At 70.8% G+C, this 14,719-nt stretch carries 13 protein-coding genes; 6 read left to right on the top strand and 7 right to left on the bottom strand.

Annotation, left to right across the window (positions count from 1 at the left end; translation table 11 throughout):
- Positions 1 to 104 precede the first annotated feature (104 nt).
- Positions 105 to 1,811, bottom strand: coding sequence for a glycerol-3-phosphate dehydrogenase/oxidase (locus ACWD5D_RS12740; RefSeq protein ID WP_451372670.1), 1,707 nt, complete (start codon positions 1,809 to 1,811; stop codon positions 105 to 107).
- 281 nt (positions 1,812 to 2,092) lie between these two features.
- Between ACWD5D_RS12740 and ACWD5D_RS12735 the strand changes: the two genes are divergently transcribed.
- Together ACWD5D_RS12735 and ACWD5D_RS12730 are read left to right on the top strand one after the other, a co-directional pair.
- The gene (locus tag ACWD5D_RS12735) at positions 2,093 to 3,301 is read left to right on the top strand and encodes a nucleotide sugar dehydrogenase (RefSeq protein WP_451372669.1); all 1,209 of its coding nucleotides are present in this window, start codon (positions 2,093 to 2,095) and stop codon (positions 3,299 to 3,301) included.
- Positions 3,302 to 3,598: 297 nt separating this feature from the next.
- Positions 3,599 to 4,093 (top strand): hypothetical protein, encoded by a 495-nt coding sequence (locus ACWD5D_RS12730; protein ID WP_451372668.1) that lies wholly within the window; start codon positions 3,599 to 3,601, stop codon positions 4,091 to 4,093.
- Positions 4,094 to 4,218: 125 nt separating this feature from the next.
- Here the strand turns inward: ACWD5D_RS12730 and ACWD5D_RS12725 are convergent, their stop codons facing one another.
- The 4 genes from ACWD5D_RS12725 to ACWD5D_RS12710 form a co-directional block, all read right to left on the bottom strand.
- Entirely contained in the window at positions 4,219 to 5,343 is a 1,125-nt protein-coding gene (locus ACWD5D_RS12725; RefSeq protein ID WP_451372667.1) for a GuaB3 family IMP dehydrogenase-related protein, read from the bottom strand.
- A 117-nt stretch (positions 5,344 to 5,460) separates the two neighbouring features.
- Positions 5,461 to 6,963 (bottom strand): IMP dehydrogenase, encoded by a 1,503-nt coding sequence (gene guaB, locus ACWD5D_RS12720; protein WP_451372666.1) that lies wholly within the window; start codon positions 6,961 to 6,963, stop codon positions 5,461 to 5,463.
- Positions 6,964 to 7,126: 163 nt separating this feature from the next.
- A complete protein-coding gene (locus ACWD5D_RS12715) occupies positions 7,127 to 7,714 on the bottom strand; it encodes a sigma-70 family RNA polymerase sigma factor (RefSeq protein WP_451372665.1) in 588 nt (195 codons plus the stop codon).
- Positions 7,715 to 8,231: 517 nt separating this feature from the next.
- Entirely contained in the window at positions 8,232 to 8,843 is a 612-nt protein-coding gene (locus tag ACWD5D_RS12710; RefSeq protein WP_003948568.1) for a response regulator transcription factor, read from the bottom strand.
- 381 nt (positions 8,844 to 9,224) lie between these two features.
- Between ACWD5D_RS12710 and ACWD5D_RS12705 the strand changes: the two genes are divergently transcribed.
- A complete protein-coding gene (locus ACWD5D_RS12705) occupies positions 9,225 to 9,554 on the top strand; it encodes a WhiB family transcriptional regulator (RefSeq protein WP_393877525.1) in 330 nt (109 codons plus the stop codon).
- A gap of 67 nt (positions 9,555 to 9,621) precedes the next feature.
- Here ACWD5D_RS12705 and ACWD5D_RS12700 read toward each other — a convergent pair whose 3' ends face one another.
- Positions 9,622 to 10,521: a LysR family transcriptional regulator gene (locus ACWD5D_RS12700; protein WP_451372664.1), complete on the bottom strand. Its 900-nt coding sequence runs from the start codon at positions 10,519 to 10,521 to the stop codon at positions 9,622 to 9,624.
- An 80-nt stretch (positions 10,522 to 10,601) separates the two neighbouring features.
- On the opposite strand from ACWD5D_RS12700, the gene ACWD5D_RS12695 reads away from it, so the two are divergent.
- The 3 genes from ACWD5D_RS12695 (at position 10,602) to ACWD5D_RS12685 (ending at position 12,945) form a co-directional block, all read left to right on the top strand.
- Positions 10,602 to 11,270 carry an MOSC domain-containing protein gene (locus ACWD5D_RS12695; protein WP_451372663.1) on the top strand — a complete coding sequence of 223 codons (669 nt, stop codon included), beginning with the start codon at positions 10,602 to 10,604 and terminating at the stop codon, positions 11,268 to 11,270.
- A gap of 117 nt (positions 11,271 to 11,387) precedes the next feature.
- Positions 11,388 to 12,161 carry an SDR family NAD(P)-dependent oxidoreductase gene (locus ACWD5D_RS12690; protein WP_451372662.1) on the top strand — a complete coding sequence of 258 codons (774 nt, stop codon included), beginning with the start codon at positions 11,388 to 11,390 and terminating at the stop codon, positions 12,159 to 12,161.
- Between the two features lie 76 nt (positions 12,162 to 12,237).
- Positions 12,238 to 12,945 (top strand): ester cyclase, encoded by a 708-nt coding sequence (locus ACWD5D_RS12685; protein WP_451372661.1) that lies wholly within the window; start codon positions 12,238 to 12,240, stop codon positions 12,943 to 12,945.
- A 59-nt stretch (positions 12,946 to 13,004) separates the two neighbouring features.
- Here the strand turns inward: ACWD5D_RS12685 and groL are convergent, their stop codons facing one another.
- Entirely contained in the window at positions 13,005 to 14,633 is a 1,629-nt protein-coding gene (groL, locus tag ACWD5D_RS12680; protein WP_451372660.1) for a chaperonin GroEL, read from the bottom strand.
- Between the last annotated feature and the right edge of the window lie 86 nt (positions 14,634 to 14,719).

Here is a 14,719-nt window from a genome sequence, read left to right as displayed (position 1 = left end):
CCCGGCCCAGCGCACATAGCCGTGTCCCCCAGCAGCCACCCTGCGCCCAACAGCCCACGAAGCAGCCCCCTCCGCCGAGCCCAGCCACCCGCCCCCGGACCCTCCTACAGCGGCACGATGTCCGGCGCGCCCAGCCTCGCCGCGTCGGCCGTCTGGTCGTCGGGCTGGAGCTGGGACTCCCGCTCGGCCTCCACCCGCTTCTCGTAGTGCTCGACCTCACGCTCGATCTGGTCCTTGTCCCAGCCGAGGACGGGTGCCATCAGTTCGGCGGCCTCGCGGGCGCTGCGGGTGCCCCGGTCGAAGGTCTCGATGGAGATGCGGGTGCGGCGGGTGAGCGCGTCGTCCAGGTGACGGGCGCCCTCGTGCGAGGCGGCGTAGACGATCTCGGCACGCAGATAGTCGTCGGCGTGCTTGAGCGGCTCGCCCAGGGTGGGATCGGCGGCGATGAGCTCCAGCACCTGCTCGGACATCGAGCCGTAACGGTTCAGCAGGTGCTCCACGCGGACCACGTGCAGCCTGTGGCGGGCGGCGATACGTGCTCGCGCGTTCCACAGTGCCGGGTAGCCCTCCGCGCCGAGCAGCGGGATCTCCTCCGTCACGGAGTCGGCGACGCGCATGTCGAGACCGTGGACCGCCTCGTCGACGGCGTCCTTGGCCATCACCCGGTAGGTCGTGTACTTGCCGCCCGCGACCACCACGAGCCCCGGGGCCGGGTGCGCGACGGTGTGCTCGCGGGACAGCTTGCTGGTGGCGTCGGACTCACCGGCCAGCAGTGGCCGCAGGCCCGCGTACACACCTTGGACGTCGTCGCGGCTCAGGGGCACCGCGAGCACCGAGTTGACGTGCTCCAGCAGGTAGTCGATGTCGGCGCTGGAGGCGGCCGGGTGGGCCTTGTCGAGGTCCCAGTCGGTGTCCGTGGTGCCGACGATCCAGTGCCGGCCCCAGGGGATGACGAACAGGACGGACTTCTCGGTGCGCAGGATCAGGCCGGTGCTGGAGTGGATGCGGTCCTTGGGCACGACGAGGTGGATGCCCTTGGAGGCGCGGACGTGGAACTGGCCGCGCTCACCCACCATGGCCTGGGTGTCATCGGTCCACACGCCCGTGGCGTTGACGACCTGCCGGGCCCGGATCTCGTACTCCCCGCCGCCCTCCACGTCCTGCACCCGGACGCCGACGACCCGCTCGCCCTCGCGCAGGAACCCGGTCACGCGCGCGCGGTTGGCCGCCTTCGCGCCGTAGGACACCGCCGTGCGCACCAAGGTCGTCACGAAGCGGGCGTCGTCCATCTGGGCGTCGTAGTACTGGAGGGCGCCGACCAGCGCGTCCTTCCTCAGGCAGGGGGCGACGCGGAGGGCGTGACGGCGGCTCAGGTGGCGGTGCATGGGCAGGCCCCGGCCGTGTCCGCGGGCCATGGACATGGCGTCGTAGAGGGCGACGCCCGAGCCGGCGTACAACCGCTCCCAGCCCTTGTGCTCGAGCGGGTAGAGGAACGGCACCGGTTTGACCAGGTGCGGGGCGAGCCGCTCCAGGAGCAGTCCGCGCTCCTTGAGTGCCTCGCGGACGAGGGCGAAGTCGAGCATCTCCAGATAGCGCAGGCCGCCGTGGATGAGCTTGCTGGATCTGCTGGAGGTGCCGGACGCCCAGTCGCGGGCCTCCACGATGCCGGTGGACAGGCCACGGGTGACCGCGTCCAGTGCGGTGCCGGCGCCCACCACCCCACCGCCGACCACCAGCACGTCCAGTTCGTGCTCCGCCATCCCGGCCAGTGCCTCGGCGCGCTGCGCCGGATCCAGAGTCGCTGTCCTCACCGCTGCCTCCCGCAGTCGCAAACCCGCTCGCGTCGGCCGCACCCGGTGGGCGAAGCCCGGTTCACCCCCTCCTCATGCCCAAATTCTGACCGGGTTGCCCGACTTCAGCCACCACGAGCTCACAACCTGTGGACAACTCACGCGCAACCCGCGGAAGACACACGAACACAATCACACATAACGGTCATATTTGTACCTAGTCTGACAGAGCGCTCGCTCGACCAGTCCACAGGGCTTGCGCACCTGTCCCGCTTCGGTTACTGGGAAGGACGGCCCACGCCATGCCCGCAGACCTCGCCGTCATCGGACTCGGTCCCTACGGCCTGCCGCTCGCCCAGGCCGCAGTCGCCGCGGGGATCCCGACCATCGGGTACGCCACCGGCCCCGAGGCCGGCTCGCTCAGCCCCGCCGAGCTGCGCCGGATGTACGCCACCGGCTTCCGGCCGGGCACCGACCCCGCCCACCTCGGCCGGGTGCGCACCGCCGTGATCTGCGCGCCGACCCCGCGCGGCGCCGACGGCACGCTCGACCTCAGTCAGGTCGAGACGGCCGCGCGGGCCCTGGCCGAACGGCTGCGCCCGCACACCACGGTCATCCTGGAGTCGCCGGTGCTGCCCGGAACGACCGAGCAGTTCCTGCGTCCCCTGCTGGAGGAGGGCTCCGGGCTGTGCGCCGGCCGCGACTTCCACCTCGCCTACTCGCCCAGCCGGGTCGACCCCGGCAACCGCGACCACACCCCCGCCAACACGCCCAAGGTCATCGGCGGTCTCACCCCCGCCTGCACCGAGTCGGCCGCGACCTTCTACGGGCGGCTCACGGACAAGGTGGTCCGCGCGCGCGGGCTGCGCGAGGCCGAGACCGTGCAGTTGCTGGAGACCAACTTCCGGCATGTCAACATCGCGCTGGTCAATGAGATGGCCGTGCTCTGTCACGACCTGGGCGTCGACCTGTGGGACGTGATCCGCTGTGCGGAGACCAAGCCGTTCGGGTTCCAGGCGTTCCGGCCGGGGCCGGGCGTCGGCGGGCACGGCGTCCCGCAGGACCTGACCGGCCACGCCAGCCGCAGCCTGCGCATGGTGGAGCTGGCCCAGCAGGTCAACCACCGCATGCCGGGGTACGTCGTCCAGCGCGCCGCCGCCCTCCTGAACGAGCACGGCAAGTCCGCCAGGGGCGCCCGCGTCCTGCTGCTGGGCATCACCTACAAGGCCGACCTCGCCGACCAGCAGGGCACGCCCGCGCAGGAGATCGCGCTGCGGCTGATGGAGCTGGGCGCCTCGGTCAGCTACCACGATCCGCTGGTGGCCTCCTGGAGCCTGCTGGACCGCCCGGTCCCGCGCGTGGACTCCCTCTACGAGGCCGCCGCCGACGCCGATCTGACGATCCTGCTCCAGCCGCACCGCACGTACGACCTCCAGGGCCTGTCGGTGAAGGCCCAGCTGCTGCTGGACACCCGCGGGGTGACGCCCACGGGGGCCGCGCACCGGCTCTGAGAACGATCACGAACGGAAAACAGCCGGGAGCGTCGTCGTTCTCGGCTGTTAGTCTCCCCCGGACTCGTCGCACACACGTGCGTACGGGTCTTCCGTTCCGTCATCCGCTCACGGCATCCAGCGGTGCCGCACCTCGGGGGAATCTCTGTCATGAACCAGTCATCTCCGCCACCCCAGCCTCCGCAGCCCGGCCCGGCCGCCGGCAACCCGTACGCCCAGCAGCCGCCCGCCGATGCCCCGGGGATGCCCGGTGCCCCTGGCGCGCCTGGTGTTCCCGGTGCTCCTGCGGCTCCTGGTATGTCTGCTCCTGGCGCGCCGGGTGTTCCCGGTACGCCGTACCCGGCGCAGCCGGGCGCGTTCGCCGCGCCGCCGGCCCCGCCCGCGCCGGTCCGGAACAACCTGGCCCTCGGTCTGGTCGCCGCCTTCGCGGCCGCCCTGGTCGTCGGCGCGCTCTACGGCGTGATCATCGGCCTCACCGAGCACGAGATCGGCTGGGCGGCCGTCGGTGTCGGCTTCGTCATCGGCGTCGCGGCGGGCAAGGCCGGCGGGCGCAACCCCGCCGTCGCCATCGCGAGCATCCTGCTCGCGCTCGCCGCGGTCTACCTCGGCCAGCTGGTCGGCGAGGCCATGATGATCGCGGACCTCCTGCACGTGGGCTTCTCCGAGATGTTCTTCGACCACTTCGGCGTGGTCCAGGAAGCCTGGAAGAAGGATGCGGGCCCGCTCACCTTCCTCTTCTTCGCCATCGCCGCCTACGCCGCGTTCTCCGGCGCAAAGAAGGCCGGCTCGTAAGGCACACACGCGCGCGACGCACGCCTCACGAAGCACGCCTAAGCACGACGCACGCCCACGAGCGTGCCCGCACGGAAAGGGCCCGGTCACCGCTACGGTGACCGGGCCCTTCGCGTCGTACGGGGTCAGCGACGGTGCTGGCTGTCCGCGACCGTCACCTCGACGCGCTGGAACTCCTTCAGCTCGCTGTAGCCGGTGGTGGCCATGGCGCGGCGCAGGGCGCCGAAGAAGTTCATCGAGCCGTCGGGGGTGTGGGACGGGCCGGTGAGGATCTCCTCGACCGTGCCGACCGTGCCCAGGTCGACCTTCTTGCCGCGGGGCAGCTCCTCGTTGACCGCCTCCATACCCCAGTGGTGGCCCCGGCCCGGCGCGTCGGTGCCACGGGCCAGCGGGGAGCCCATCATCACCGAGTCGGCACCGCAGGCGATCGCCTTCGGGAGGTCGCCGGACCAGCCGACACCGCCGTCCGCGATCACGTGCACGTACCGGCCGCCGGACTCGTCCATGTAGTCCCGGCGGGCCGCGGCCACGTCGGCGACGGCCGTCGCCATCGGGACCTGGATGCCGAGGACGTTGCGCGTGGTGTGCGCGGCGCCGCCGCCGAAGCCGACGAGGACGCCGGCCGCGCCGGTGCGCATGAGGTGCAGGGCGGCCGTGTAGGTGGCGCAGCCGCCGACGATCACCGGGACGTCCAGCTCGTAGATGAACTGCTTGAGGTTCAGCGGCTCGTGCGAGGACGAGACGTGCTCCGCCGAGACCGTCGTACCGCGGATGACGAAGATGTCCACGCCCGCGTCGACGACGGCCTTGGAGAACTGGGCGGTGCGCTGCGGGGAGAGCGCGGCCGCCGTGACCACGCCGGAGTCGCGCACCTCCTTGATGCGGGCGCCGATCAGCTCCTCCTTGATGGGCGCCGCGTAGATCTCCTGCAGACGGCGGGTGGCCGTCTCCGCGTCCAGCTCGTGGATCTCGTCGAGCAGCGGCTGCGGGTCCTCGTACCGCGTCCACAGACCCTCGAGGTTGAGGACGCCGAGGCCGCCCAGCTCACCGATGCGGATCGCGGTGGCCGGGGAGACGACCGAGTCCATGGGGGCGGCCAGGAAGGGCAGCTCGAAGCGGTAGGCGTCGATCTGCCAGGCGATCGAGACCTCCTTCGGGTCCCGCGTACGGCGGCTGGGGACGACGGCGATGTCGTCGAAGGCGTACGCCCGGCGGCCGCGCTTGCCGCGCCCGATCTCGATCTCAGTCACGTCTTGGGCCTTTCCCTGATGCGTTTCAGCGTCTTCCAGTATCGCCGACGGGTACGACAACGGCGGCCCCGGATGCTCCGGGGCCGCCGTCGAGGGGTCTTCACGCGTGCGCGTGCGTCACTTCCTGCTGTAGTTCGGCGCCTCGACCGTCATCTGGATGTCGTGCGGGTGGCTCTCCTTGAGGCCGGCCGACGTGATGCGTACGAAGCGGCCCTTGGACTCCATCTCCTCGATGGTGGCGGCGCCCACGTAGCCCATGGTCTGGCGCAGGCCGCCGACGAGCTGGTGCAGCACGTTGGACAGCGGGCCGCGGTAGGGCACCTGGCCCTCGACGCCCTCGGGCACGAGCTTCTCGTCCGAGGTCACCTCGGCCTGGAAGTAGCGGTCCTTCGAGTACGACTTGCCCTGACCGCGGGACTGCATGGCACCCAGCGAGCCCATGCCGCGGTACGACTTGAACTGCTTGCCGTTGATGAAGAGCAGCTCGCCCGGCGACTCCTCGCAGCCGGCGAGGAGGCTGCCCAGCATGACGGTGTCCGCACCGGCGGCGAGCGCCTTGCCGATGTCGCCGGAGTACTGCAGACCGCCGTCGCCGATCAGCGGGACGCCCGCGGGGCGGGCCGCGAGGGAGGCCTCGTAGATGGCGGTGACCTGCGGGACACCGATGCCGGCGACCACGCGGGTGGTGCAGATCGACCCCGGGCCGACGCCCACCTTGATGCCGTCGACACCGGCGTCGATGAGCGCCTGGGCGCCGTCGCGGGTGGCGACGTTGCCGCCGATCACGTCGACGTTCACGCTGGACTTGATCTTCGACATCCAGCTGAGGGCGTTGCTGTTGTGGCCGTGCGAGGTGTCGACGACCAGGAAGTCCACACCGGCCGCGGCGAGCGCCTGGGCACGCTCCAGCGCCTCGGGGCTGGCGCCGACGGCGGCGCCGACGAGCAGCCGGCCCTCGGAGTCCTTGGCGGCGTTCGGGTACTGCTCGGCCTTGACGAAGTCCTTGACCGTGATCAGGCCCTTGAGGACGCCCGCGTCGTCGACCAGCGGCAGCTTCTCGATCTTGTGCTTGCGCAGCAGCTCCATGGCCTCGGGCCCGGAGATGCCGACCTTGCCGGTGACCAGGGGCATCGGGGTCATGACCTCGCGCACCTGGCGCGTGCGGTCGCTCTCGAAGGCCATGTCGCGGTTGGTGACGATGCCCAGCAGCTTGCCGGCCGGGTCGGTGACCGGGACACCGCTGATGCGGAACTTGGCGCACAGGGCGTCCGCCTCGGCGAGCGTGGCCTCCGGGTGCACCGTGATCGGGTCGGTGACCATGCCGGACTCGGACCGCTTCACCAGGTCGACCTGGTTGACCTGGTCCTCGACGGAGAGGTTGCGGTGGAGCACGCCGACGCCGCCCAGGCGGGCCATGGCGATCGCCATGCGGGACTCGGTCACCTTGTCCATCGCCGCGGACAGCAGCGGGATGTTGACCCGGACATTGCGGGAGATGCGGGACGAGGTGTCGACCGCGTTGGGCAGCACCTCGGATGCGCCCGGCAGCAGCAGCACGTCGTCGTAGGTCAGCCCGAGTGTCGCGAATTTTCCGGGCACTCCGTCGACGTTGGCAGTCATGACACCTTCCCCAAATGGCCTTGATCGGTGCGGATGTCCATGCTAACGGGAAGCGTCGCTAGCAAATTCCACGGTACGGAGTGACTTCAGGCTTCGTACGTTCGTACGGAAATCGAAGCGTTCCCGCACGACAGGGGGGCTTCGGCGGCTCCGCCCAAGGGTGTTACTGCTCGGCGAGGGCGCGCAGGCGGCTCAGCGCCCGGTGCTGGGCGACCCGGACCGCTCCGGGTGACATTCCCAACATCTGCCCCGTCTCCTCCGCGGTCAAGCCCACGGCGATGCGCAGCAGGAGCAGCTCGCGCTGGTTCTCGGGGAGGTTGGCCAGCAGCTTCTTGGCCCACGCCGCGTCGCTGCTGAGCAGGGCGCGCTCCTCGGGGCCGAGGGAGTCGTCGGGGCGTTCGGGCATCTCGTCCGAGGGGACGACCGTGGAGCCCGGGTGGCGCATCGCGGCGCGCTGGAGGTCGGCGACCTTGTGCGAGGCGATGGCGAAGACGAAGGCCTCGAAGGGGCGCCCGGTGTCCCGGTAGCGGGGCAGGGCGAGGAGGACGGCCACGCAGACCTCCTGGGCGAGGTCCTCGACGAAGTGGCGTGCGTCGCCGGGAAGCCGGGACAGCCGGGTGCGGCAGTAGCGCAACGCCAGCGGGTGCACATGGGCCAGCAGATCGTGGGTGGCCTGCTCGTCCCCGTCGACAGCACGATGAACGAGCGCACCGATCGCCCCATGGGCCGTGCCCGCCTCGTCGTCGCGCATCGGTCCATGGTGCCTTGCGGCACTCCGGTCCGTCGCATCGTGTTCGTGGTTGTGCACCGAAGCGTTATGAGCAGGTGCGCCGGCACTCATCCCCTGCGCCCTCCCCTTCCGCTCGATCGACTCGTCCCCGAGAGACTCCACATCTCAAGGATGCGGCATCCGCGGCGAAACAAGCATCGCGCGTCCGGCGGGCCGACTTGCGAAGCGCCCGCCGAGGTCCCCGGCGGAACCGTACCGCCCGGCCGGGCACGACCCCGGCAGTCCGGCCGCGTACGGCCTCACCAGCCGGTTCGCCCGCCCCGGCGGCCGGTTCACCGGCTCCGGCGACCGAGTCGCCGACGCCGGCAGCCGATTCGCCGGTCCCGGCATTCGATTCGCCGGTCCCGGCATCCGGTTCACCCACGGTCCTGACACACGCGCCGCCGCCCCGGAGGGCCCCGGTGTCGCCCACCCAGCCCACCCCAGGGCGGGCGGGGGGCTTCGGGTGGCGGTGCGTCGTGCCGCCCCGGCGCATGTCCTACCGGACCAGTCCCCAGCGGAAGCCGAGTGCCACCGCATGGGCGCGGTCCGAGGCGCCGAGCTTCTTGAACAGGCGCCGGGCGTGGGTCTTGACGGTGTCCTCGGAGAGGAACAGCTCCCGGCCGATCTCGGCGTTGGAGCGGCCGTGACTCATGCCCTCCAGCACCTGGATCTCGCGCGCGGTGAGCGTGGGCGCGGCGCCCATCTCGGCCGAGCGCAGCCGGCGCGGGGCGAGCCGCCAGGTCGGGTCGGCGAGGGCCTGGGTCACGGTGGCCCTCAGCTCGGCGCGCGAGGCGTCCTTGTGCAGGTAGCCGCGGGCGCCGGCGGCGACCGCGAGGGCCACACCGTCGAGGTCCTCGGCGACCGTGAGCATGATGATGCGCGCGCCGGGGTCGGCGGACAGCAGCCTGCGCACGGTCTCGACGCCGCCCAGGCCGGGCATGCGTACGTCCATCAGGATGAGGTCGGAGCGGTCGGCACCCCAGCGGCGGAGGACTTCCTCGCCGTTGGCCGCCGTCGTCACACGCTCGACGCCGGGCACGGTCGCGACCGCGCGGCGGAGCGCCTCTCGGGCAAGCGGGGAGTCGTCGCAGACGAGGACGGATGTCATGACCGCCCTCCGCAGCTGATGCGCGTCACCTTGAGCCTCCAGGCTGGTACGTAATCGTCACCTGTGCGGTCGACCGTCTCGGACGCCTGCCCGAGCACTTGTGTTTTCAACCGCCTCCGCACTCTCAACGACGGTCACTCGAAAGAGTTACGGGGCTGCGTGCCGTCTTCGGCACTCTACGTGAGGGTCTCGACACGGTGCAGACATGCCCAACGGACTCTCAACTTTTCATCACAACCTATGCCCCATTTAGCCGCTATTGCTCCCATTTCCTAGTGTCTGGAGCTAGATTCGCAATGAGTCATATTTTCATCTCCTTCCACCGGAGATGTACGGTCGATGGCACCGTATCCGCCCAGAACGGCTGCAAGGGGTCACGTAATGGCAGATTTCTCCCGCCTTCCCGGACCGAACGCGGACCTGTGGGACTGGCAGCTCCTGGCCGCCTGCCGCGGGGTGGACAGCTCACTCTTCTTCCACCCGGAGGGCGAGCGCGGAGCGGCCCGGAGCGCTCGCGAGAACTCGGCCAAGGAGGTCTGCATGAGGTGCCCGGTCCGTGCCCAGTGCGCGGCGCACGCGCTGGCGGTGCGCGAGCCGTACGGCGTGTGGGGCGGCCTCACCGAGGACGAGCGCGAAGAGTTGATGGGACGGGCACGCAACCGGCTGGTGTCGGCGTCGACCACCAGCGGGGGCGCTGCTCCGAACGCCTGAAGGAACGTTTCTGCAATCGCTCCCCCGGGCAGGCGCGGGCGTGCCCATGAGGCGTGCCGTCGTCCGGTTACGCGCGCGTGGCCGCCCTGGCCAGCTGTTCCAGCGTCGCCGCCACGGCGGGCACCTGGGCCAGGTCGGGCAGGGTGAGGGCGACGATCTCCCGCCGCACCGCCGGTTCGAGGCGGACCGCCCGCACACCTCTCGGCCGTACCGACTCCACCGCGAGCTGGGGCAGCACGGCCACACCCAGGCCGGCGCCGACCAGGCCGACCACCGCCGGATAGTCGTCGGTGGCGAAGTCGATGCGCGGAGTGAAACCGGCGCTCTCGCACACCTCCACCAGCTGGCCGCGGCAGCGCGGGCAGCCCGCGATCCAGGGTTCGCGGGCCAGTTCGCCGATGGCGACGGACTCCCCGCGCGCGAGCCGGTGCCGTTCGGGCACCAGGGCCACCAGACGGTCCGTCAGCAGGGGCCGTACGACGAGGTCGTCCCAGTCCTCGGCGACCGCCGCCCCCTCGTAGCGGAACGCCAGTGCCAGGTCGCAGTCGCCCTCGCGCAGCAGTTCGACGGAGTTCGGGGGCTCGGCCTCCTCCAGGGAGACCCGGGTGCCGGGGTGGGCGGCGCGCAGGGCCGCGAGGGCGCTGGGGACCAGGGTGGAGCTGCCGCTGGGGAAGGAGACCAGGCGGACCCGGCCGGCCCGCAGGCCCGCGATCGCGGCGACCTCCTCCTCGGCGGCGGTGAGTCCGGCGAGGATGCCGGAGGCGTGCCGGACCAGGGCCTCGCCGGCCTGGGTCAGGCGCATCTCCCGGCCGCCGCGGACCAGCAGCGGGGTGCCGACCGAGGCTTCCAGGGCCTTCATCTGCTGGCTCACGGCGGGCTGGGTGCAGCCCAGTTCGCGTCCCGCCGCGGAAAAGGAGCCGGTGGTGGCGACGGCGCGCAGGACACGGAGATGACGGGCCTCGATCACCCTTCGAGCATAAGCCGGGCTTGGATGTGGCACCCAATTTCGCGTCGACGCTTTGGGATGTGGTCCCGTACCGTGCGGTTATGAAGCTACTCTCGGTCAATCTGGGCCGCCCCCGGCCGGTGCCGTACACGGACCAGGCACAGGGTGTGACGGGCATCGACAAGCGGCCGGCCGACGGGCCCGTACGGGTGGCGGCTCCGGGACCCAAGGGGGTCGGCGGGAGCGGGCTGGCCGGGGACGCGGTCTGCGAACTGCGCCACCACGGCGGCGACGACCAGGCGCTTTACGCCTTCGCGCGCGAGGACCTCGACGACTGGGAGCGCGAGCTGGGCCGGTCGCTGTCCGCCGGCTGCTTCGGCGAGAACCTCACGACGGAGGGTCTCGACGTGTCCGGGGCGCTGATCGGGGAACGCTGGCGGATCGGTTCCGAGGTGGTGGTGGAGGTGACGTCGGGGCGCATCCCGTGCCGTACGTTCCAGGGCCATCTGGGCGAGCGGGGCTGGGTGCGCAGATTCACCCGGAAGGGCGCGCCGGGGGCCTACCTGCGGGTGGTCGAACCGGGTGAGATCCGCGCGGGCGATCCGATCGGGATCGTGCACCGGCCGGACCACGGGGTGACGGTCGCGATGCAGTTCCGCGCGATGACCACGGAGCGGGAACTGCTGCCGCGGGTGCTCGCGGCGGGCGAGGCGCTGCACCCCGAGACGCTGGCCGCGGCCCGCAAGTACGTGGCGGGCCAGGACCGCTGAGGGGACGTCATCCGCACGGCATCCGCACGGCATCCGCACGTCACAGGGCCACCGGCGCGTCACCTGTCCGTCGCCGCAGCGGCGGCCGCCGTCGGTGCGGGTCACTACGCTTGGGCCATGACAACGGCTCTGATTACGGGATCGACCGCGGGGATCGGTGCCGCCTTCGCGCGGCGGCTGGCGGCCGACGGGCATGACCTCGTCCTGGTGGCCCGGGACGAGAAGCGGCTGCGCGAACAGGCGACCGAGCTGCACGACCGGCACGGCATCGAGGTGGAGGTGCTCGCCGCCGACCTCGCCGAGGACAAGGGCATCGAGACCGTGGCCGACCGGCTCGGCGACCGGAAGCACCCGGTCGACCTGCTGGTCAACAACGCCGGCTTCGGCAACAAGGGCCGCTATCTCGAGGTGTCGATGGCCGACGAGCTGAGGATGCTCAAGGTGCACTGCGAGGCGGTGCTGCGGCTGACCTCGGCGGCCGCCGAGGCGATGCGTGAGCGCGGGCGCGGCGGAGTGGTGAACGTCGCCTCGGTGGCGGCTTTCGTGCCCCGGGGCACGTACGGCGCCTCGAAGGCGTGGGTCGTGCAGTTCACGCAGGGCGCGGCGAAGGACCTCGCGGGCAGCGGGGTGCGGCTGATGGCGCTGGCGCCGGGCTTCGTGCGCACCGAGTTCCACGAGCGGGCGGGGATGGGCACGGACAACATCCCCGGCTGGATGTGGCTGGACGCCGACAAGCTGGTCGCCGCGGCCCTGGCCGACCTCGCGCGCGGCAGGACGCTGTCCATCCCGGACCCCCGGTACAAGGCGCTGATGGGTCTGGTGAAGGTGGCCCCGCGCGGGCTGCTGGGCGGGATCTCCTCGAAGACGGGGCGCAAGTACGGGCCGCAGTAGCGAACGGGTGACGCCATCGTTCCGGTGCGAAAATGGACATGACGGATCCGGGGCAGGGGGGCCGGGAGGCGGCGTCATGACCTTCGTACAGCTCATCGAGTGCAAGACCAGCCGGTTGGACGAGATGAACCGGCTCCTGGACGACTGGGTTGCGCAGACCAAGGGCAGGCGAACGGCGGCGCACGCGCTGGTCGGCAGGGACCGTTCGGACGCGTCGCACATCGTGGAAGTGGTCGAGTTCTCCTCGTACGAGGAGGCGATGCGCAACTCGAACCTGCCGGAGACCGACCGGATCTTCCGGGGCATGGTCGCCCTGTGCGACGAGATGCCGACGTTCACCGACCTGGACGTCGTGCGGGACGAGCGGCTGTCCGCGATCACCGTGCGCAGGTTCTTCGAGGCGCTCGCGACCGAGGGCGAGCTGCCCCCGCTCAACGACCTGCTGGACGAGGACGTGCACAGCCACGATCCGGTGAATCCGCAGGACAGCATCGGGATGGACAACGTCCGCGGCGAGTACGAGATGTGGCGCCGCGCCTTCGACTTCACGTTCTCGGTCGAGGACGTACTCACCCAGGGCGACCAGGCCTGCGCGCGGTGGACCTGGAATGCCACGCACAAGGGCGATTTCCTGGGGATCGCGCCCACCGGCAGGCAGGTCTCGATGACCGGACTGACCCTGTTCCGGTTCACGGACAACGGCAAGATCGCCGAGACGTGGTGGCAGCACGACCAGCTCGGCCTGATGCAGCAGCTGGGCGCGCTGGACGAGTTGGAGCGGTAGACAGGGCGAAGGCCCGGCTCCCCTTCCGGGGCGCCGGGCCTTCGTCACGAGCGTGAGGCTCAGTGGGCGTGGCCGTGACCGTGGCCGTGGCCCGCGGCAGCCTCTTCCTCTTCCTTCTTCTCGACGACCAGGGTCTCGGTCGTGAGGAGGAGGGAGGCGATGGAGGCGGCGTTCTCCAGGGCGGAGCGGGTGACCTTGACCGGGTCGATGACGCCGGCCTTGACCAGGTCGCCGTACTCGCCGGTGGCGGCGTTGTAGCCGCTGCCCTTGTCGAGCTCGGCGACCTTGGACACGATCACGTAGCCCTCGAGGCCGGCGTTCTCGGCGATCCAGCGCAGCGGCTCGACGGCGGCACGGCGGACGACGGCGACACCGGTGGCCTCGTCGCCCTCCTTGCCGAGGTTGCCGTCCAGGACCTTCACGGCGTGGACGAGTGCGGAGCCACCACCGGAGACGATGCCCTCCTCGACCGCGGCGCGGGTCGCGGAGATGGCGTCCTCCAGACGGTGCTTCTTCTCCTTCAGCTCCACCTCGGTGGCGGCGCCGACCTTGATCACGCACACGCCGCCAGCCAGCTTCGCGAGGCGCTCCTGGAGCTTCTCGCGGTCCCAGTCGGAGTCGGTGTTGTCGATCTCGGCCTTGATCTGCGCGACGCGGCCCGTGACGTCCTCGGACTTGCCGCCACCCTCGACGATGGTGGTGTCGTCCTTGGTGACGGTCACGCGGCGGGCGGAGCCCAGCACGTCCAGACCGGCCTGGTCGAGCTTGAGGCCGACCTCCTCGGAGATGACCGTGCCGCCGGTGAGGATCGCGATGTCCTGCAGCATGGCCTTGCGGCGGTCGCCGAAGCCGGGGGCCTTCACCGCGACGGCGTTGAAGGTGCCGCGGATCTTGTTGACGACCAGGGTCGACAGGGCCTCGCCCTCGACGTCCTCGGCGATGATCAGCAGCGGCCGCGAGGCACCCGCCTGGATGACCTTCTCCAGCAGCGGCAGCAGGTCCTGGATGGACGAGATCTTGCCCTGGTTGATCAGGATGTACGGGTCGTCGAGGACGGCCTCCATACGCTCCTGGTCGGTGACGAAGTACGGGGACAGGTAGCCCTTGTCGAAGGCCATGCCCTCGGTGAAGTCCAGCTCCAGACCGAAGGTGTTGGACTCCTCGACGGTGATGACACCATCCTTGCCGACCTTGTCCATGGCCTCGGCGATCAGCTCGCCGACCTGCTGGTCCTGGGCGGACAGCGCGGCGACGGCGGCGATGTCGGACTTCTCGTCGATCGGGCGGGCCGAGGCGTGCAGCTCCTCGGAGACGGCCTTGACCGCGGCGTCGATGCCCTTCTTCAGGGAGGCCGGGGAGGCACCGGCGGCGACGTTCTTCAGACCCTCGCGCACGAGCGCCTGGGCGAGCACGGTGGCGGTGGTGGTGCCGTCACCCGCGATGTCGTTGGTCTTGGTCGCCACCTCCTTCACCAGCTGCGCGCCGAGGTTCTCGTACGGGTCATCGATCTCGACCTCACGGGCGATCGTGACACCGTCGTTGGTGATGGTGGGGGCGCCGAACTTCTTGTCGATGACGACGTTGCGGCCCTTGGGGCCGATCGTCACCTTCACCGTGTCGGCCAGCTTGTTGACGCCGCGCTCGAGGGCGCGACGGGCGTCCTCGTCGAACTTCAGGATCTTCGCCATGACAGCGGGAGCCCTCTCGGAAAATCTCGGTGGAATGAAACTGCGCCCCGGGCGCCCGGCTACTTATCGGTCGCGGGGGGCCAGGG

It is taken from the genome of Streptomyces sp. NPDC002520, assembly GCF_053595235.1.
The sequence above is the reverse complement of the archived record's forward strand: the minus strand, read 5'-3'. Positions and strand labels throughout refer to the sequence as shown.

Excerpts from the sequence above, each read along its gene's own strand:
- ACWD5D_RS12735 (WP_451372669.1), top strand. The coding sequence starts at position 2,093 with ATGCCCGCAGACCTCGCCGTCATCGGACTCGGTCCCTACGGCCTGCCG.
- ACWD5D_RS12730 (WP_451372668.1), top strand. The coding sequence starts at position 3,599 with ATGTCTGCTCCTGGCGCGCCGGGTGTTCCCGGTACGCCGTACCCGGCG.
- guaB (WP_451372666.1), bottom strand. The coding sequence starts at position 6,963 with ATGACTGCCAACGTCGACGGAGTGCCCGGAAAATTCGCGACACTCGGG.
- ACWD5D_RS12715 (WP_451372665.1), bottom strand. The coding sequence starts at position 7,714 with ATGCGCGACGACGAGGCGGGCACGGCCCATGGGGCGATCGGTGCGCTC.
- ACWD5D_RS12710 (WP_003948568.1), bottom strand. The coding sequence starts at position 8,843 with ATGACATCCGTCCTCGTCTGCGACGACTCCCCGCTTGCCCGAGAGGCG.
- ACWD5D_RS12705 (WP_393877525.1), top strand. The coding sequence starts at position 9,225 with ATGGCAGATTTCTCCCGCCTTCCCGGACCGAACGCGGACCTGTGGGAC.
- ACWD5D_RS12695 (WP_451372663.1), top strand. The coding sequence starts at position 10,602 with ATGAAGCTACTCTCGGTCAATCTGGGCCGCCCCCGGCCGGTGCCGTAC.
- ACWD5D_RS12690 (WP_451372662.1), top strand. The coding sequence starts at position 11,388 with ATGACAACGGCTCTGATTACGGGATCGACCGCGGGGATCGGTGCCGCC.
- ACWD5D_RS12685 (WP_451372661.1), top strand. The coding sequence starts at position 12,238 with ATGACCTTCGTACAGCTCATCGAGTGCAAGACCAGCCGGTTGGACGAG.
- groL (WP_451372660.1), bottom strand. The coding sequence starts at position 14,633 with ATGGCGAAGATCCTGAAGTTCGACGAGGACGCCCGTCGCGCCCTCGAG.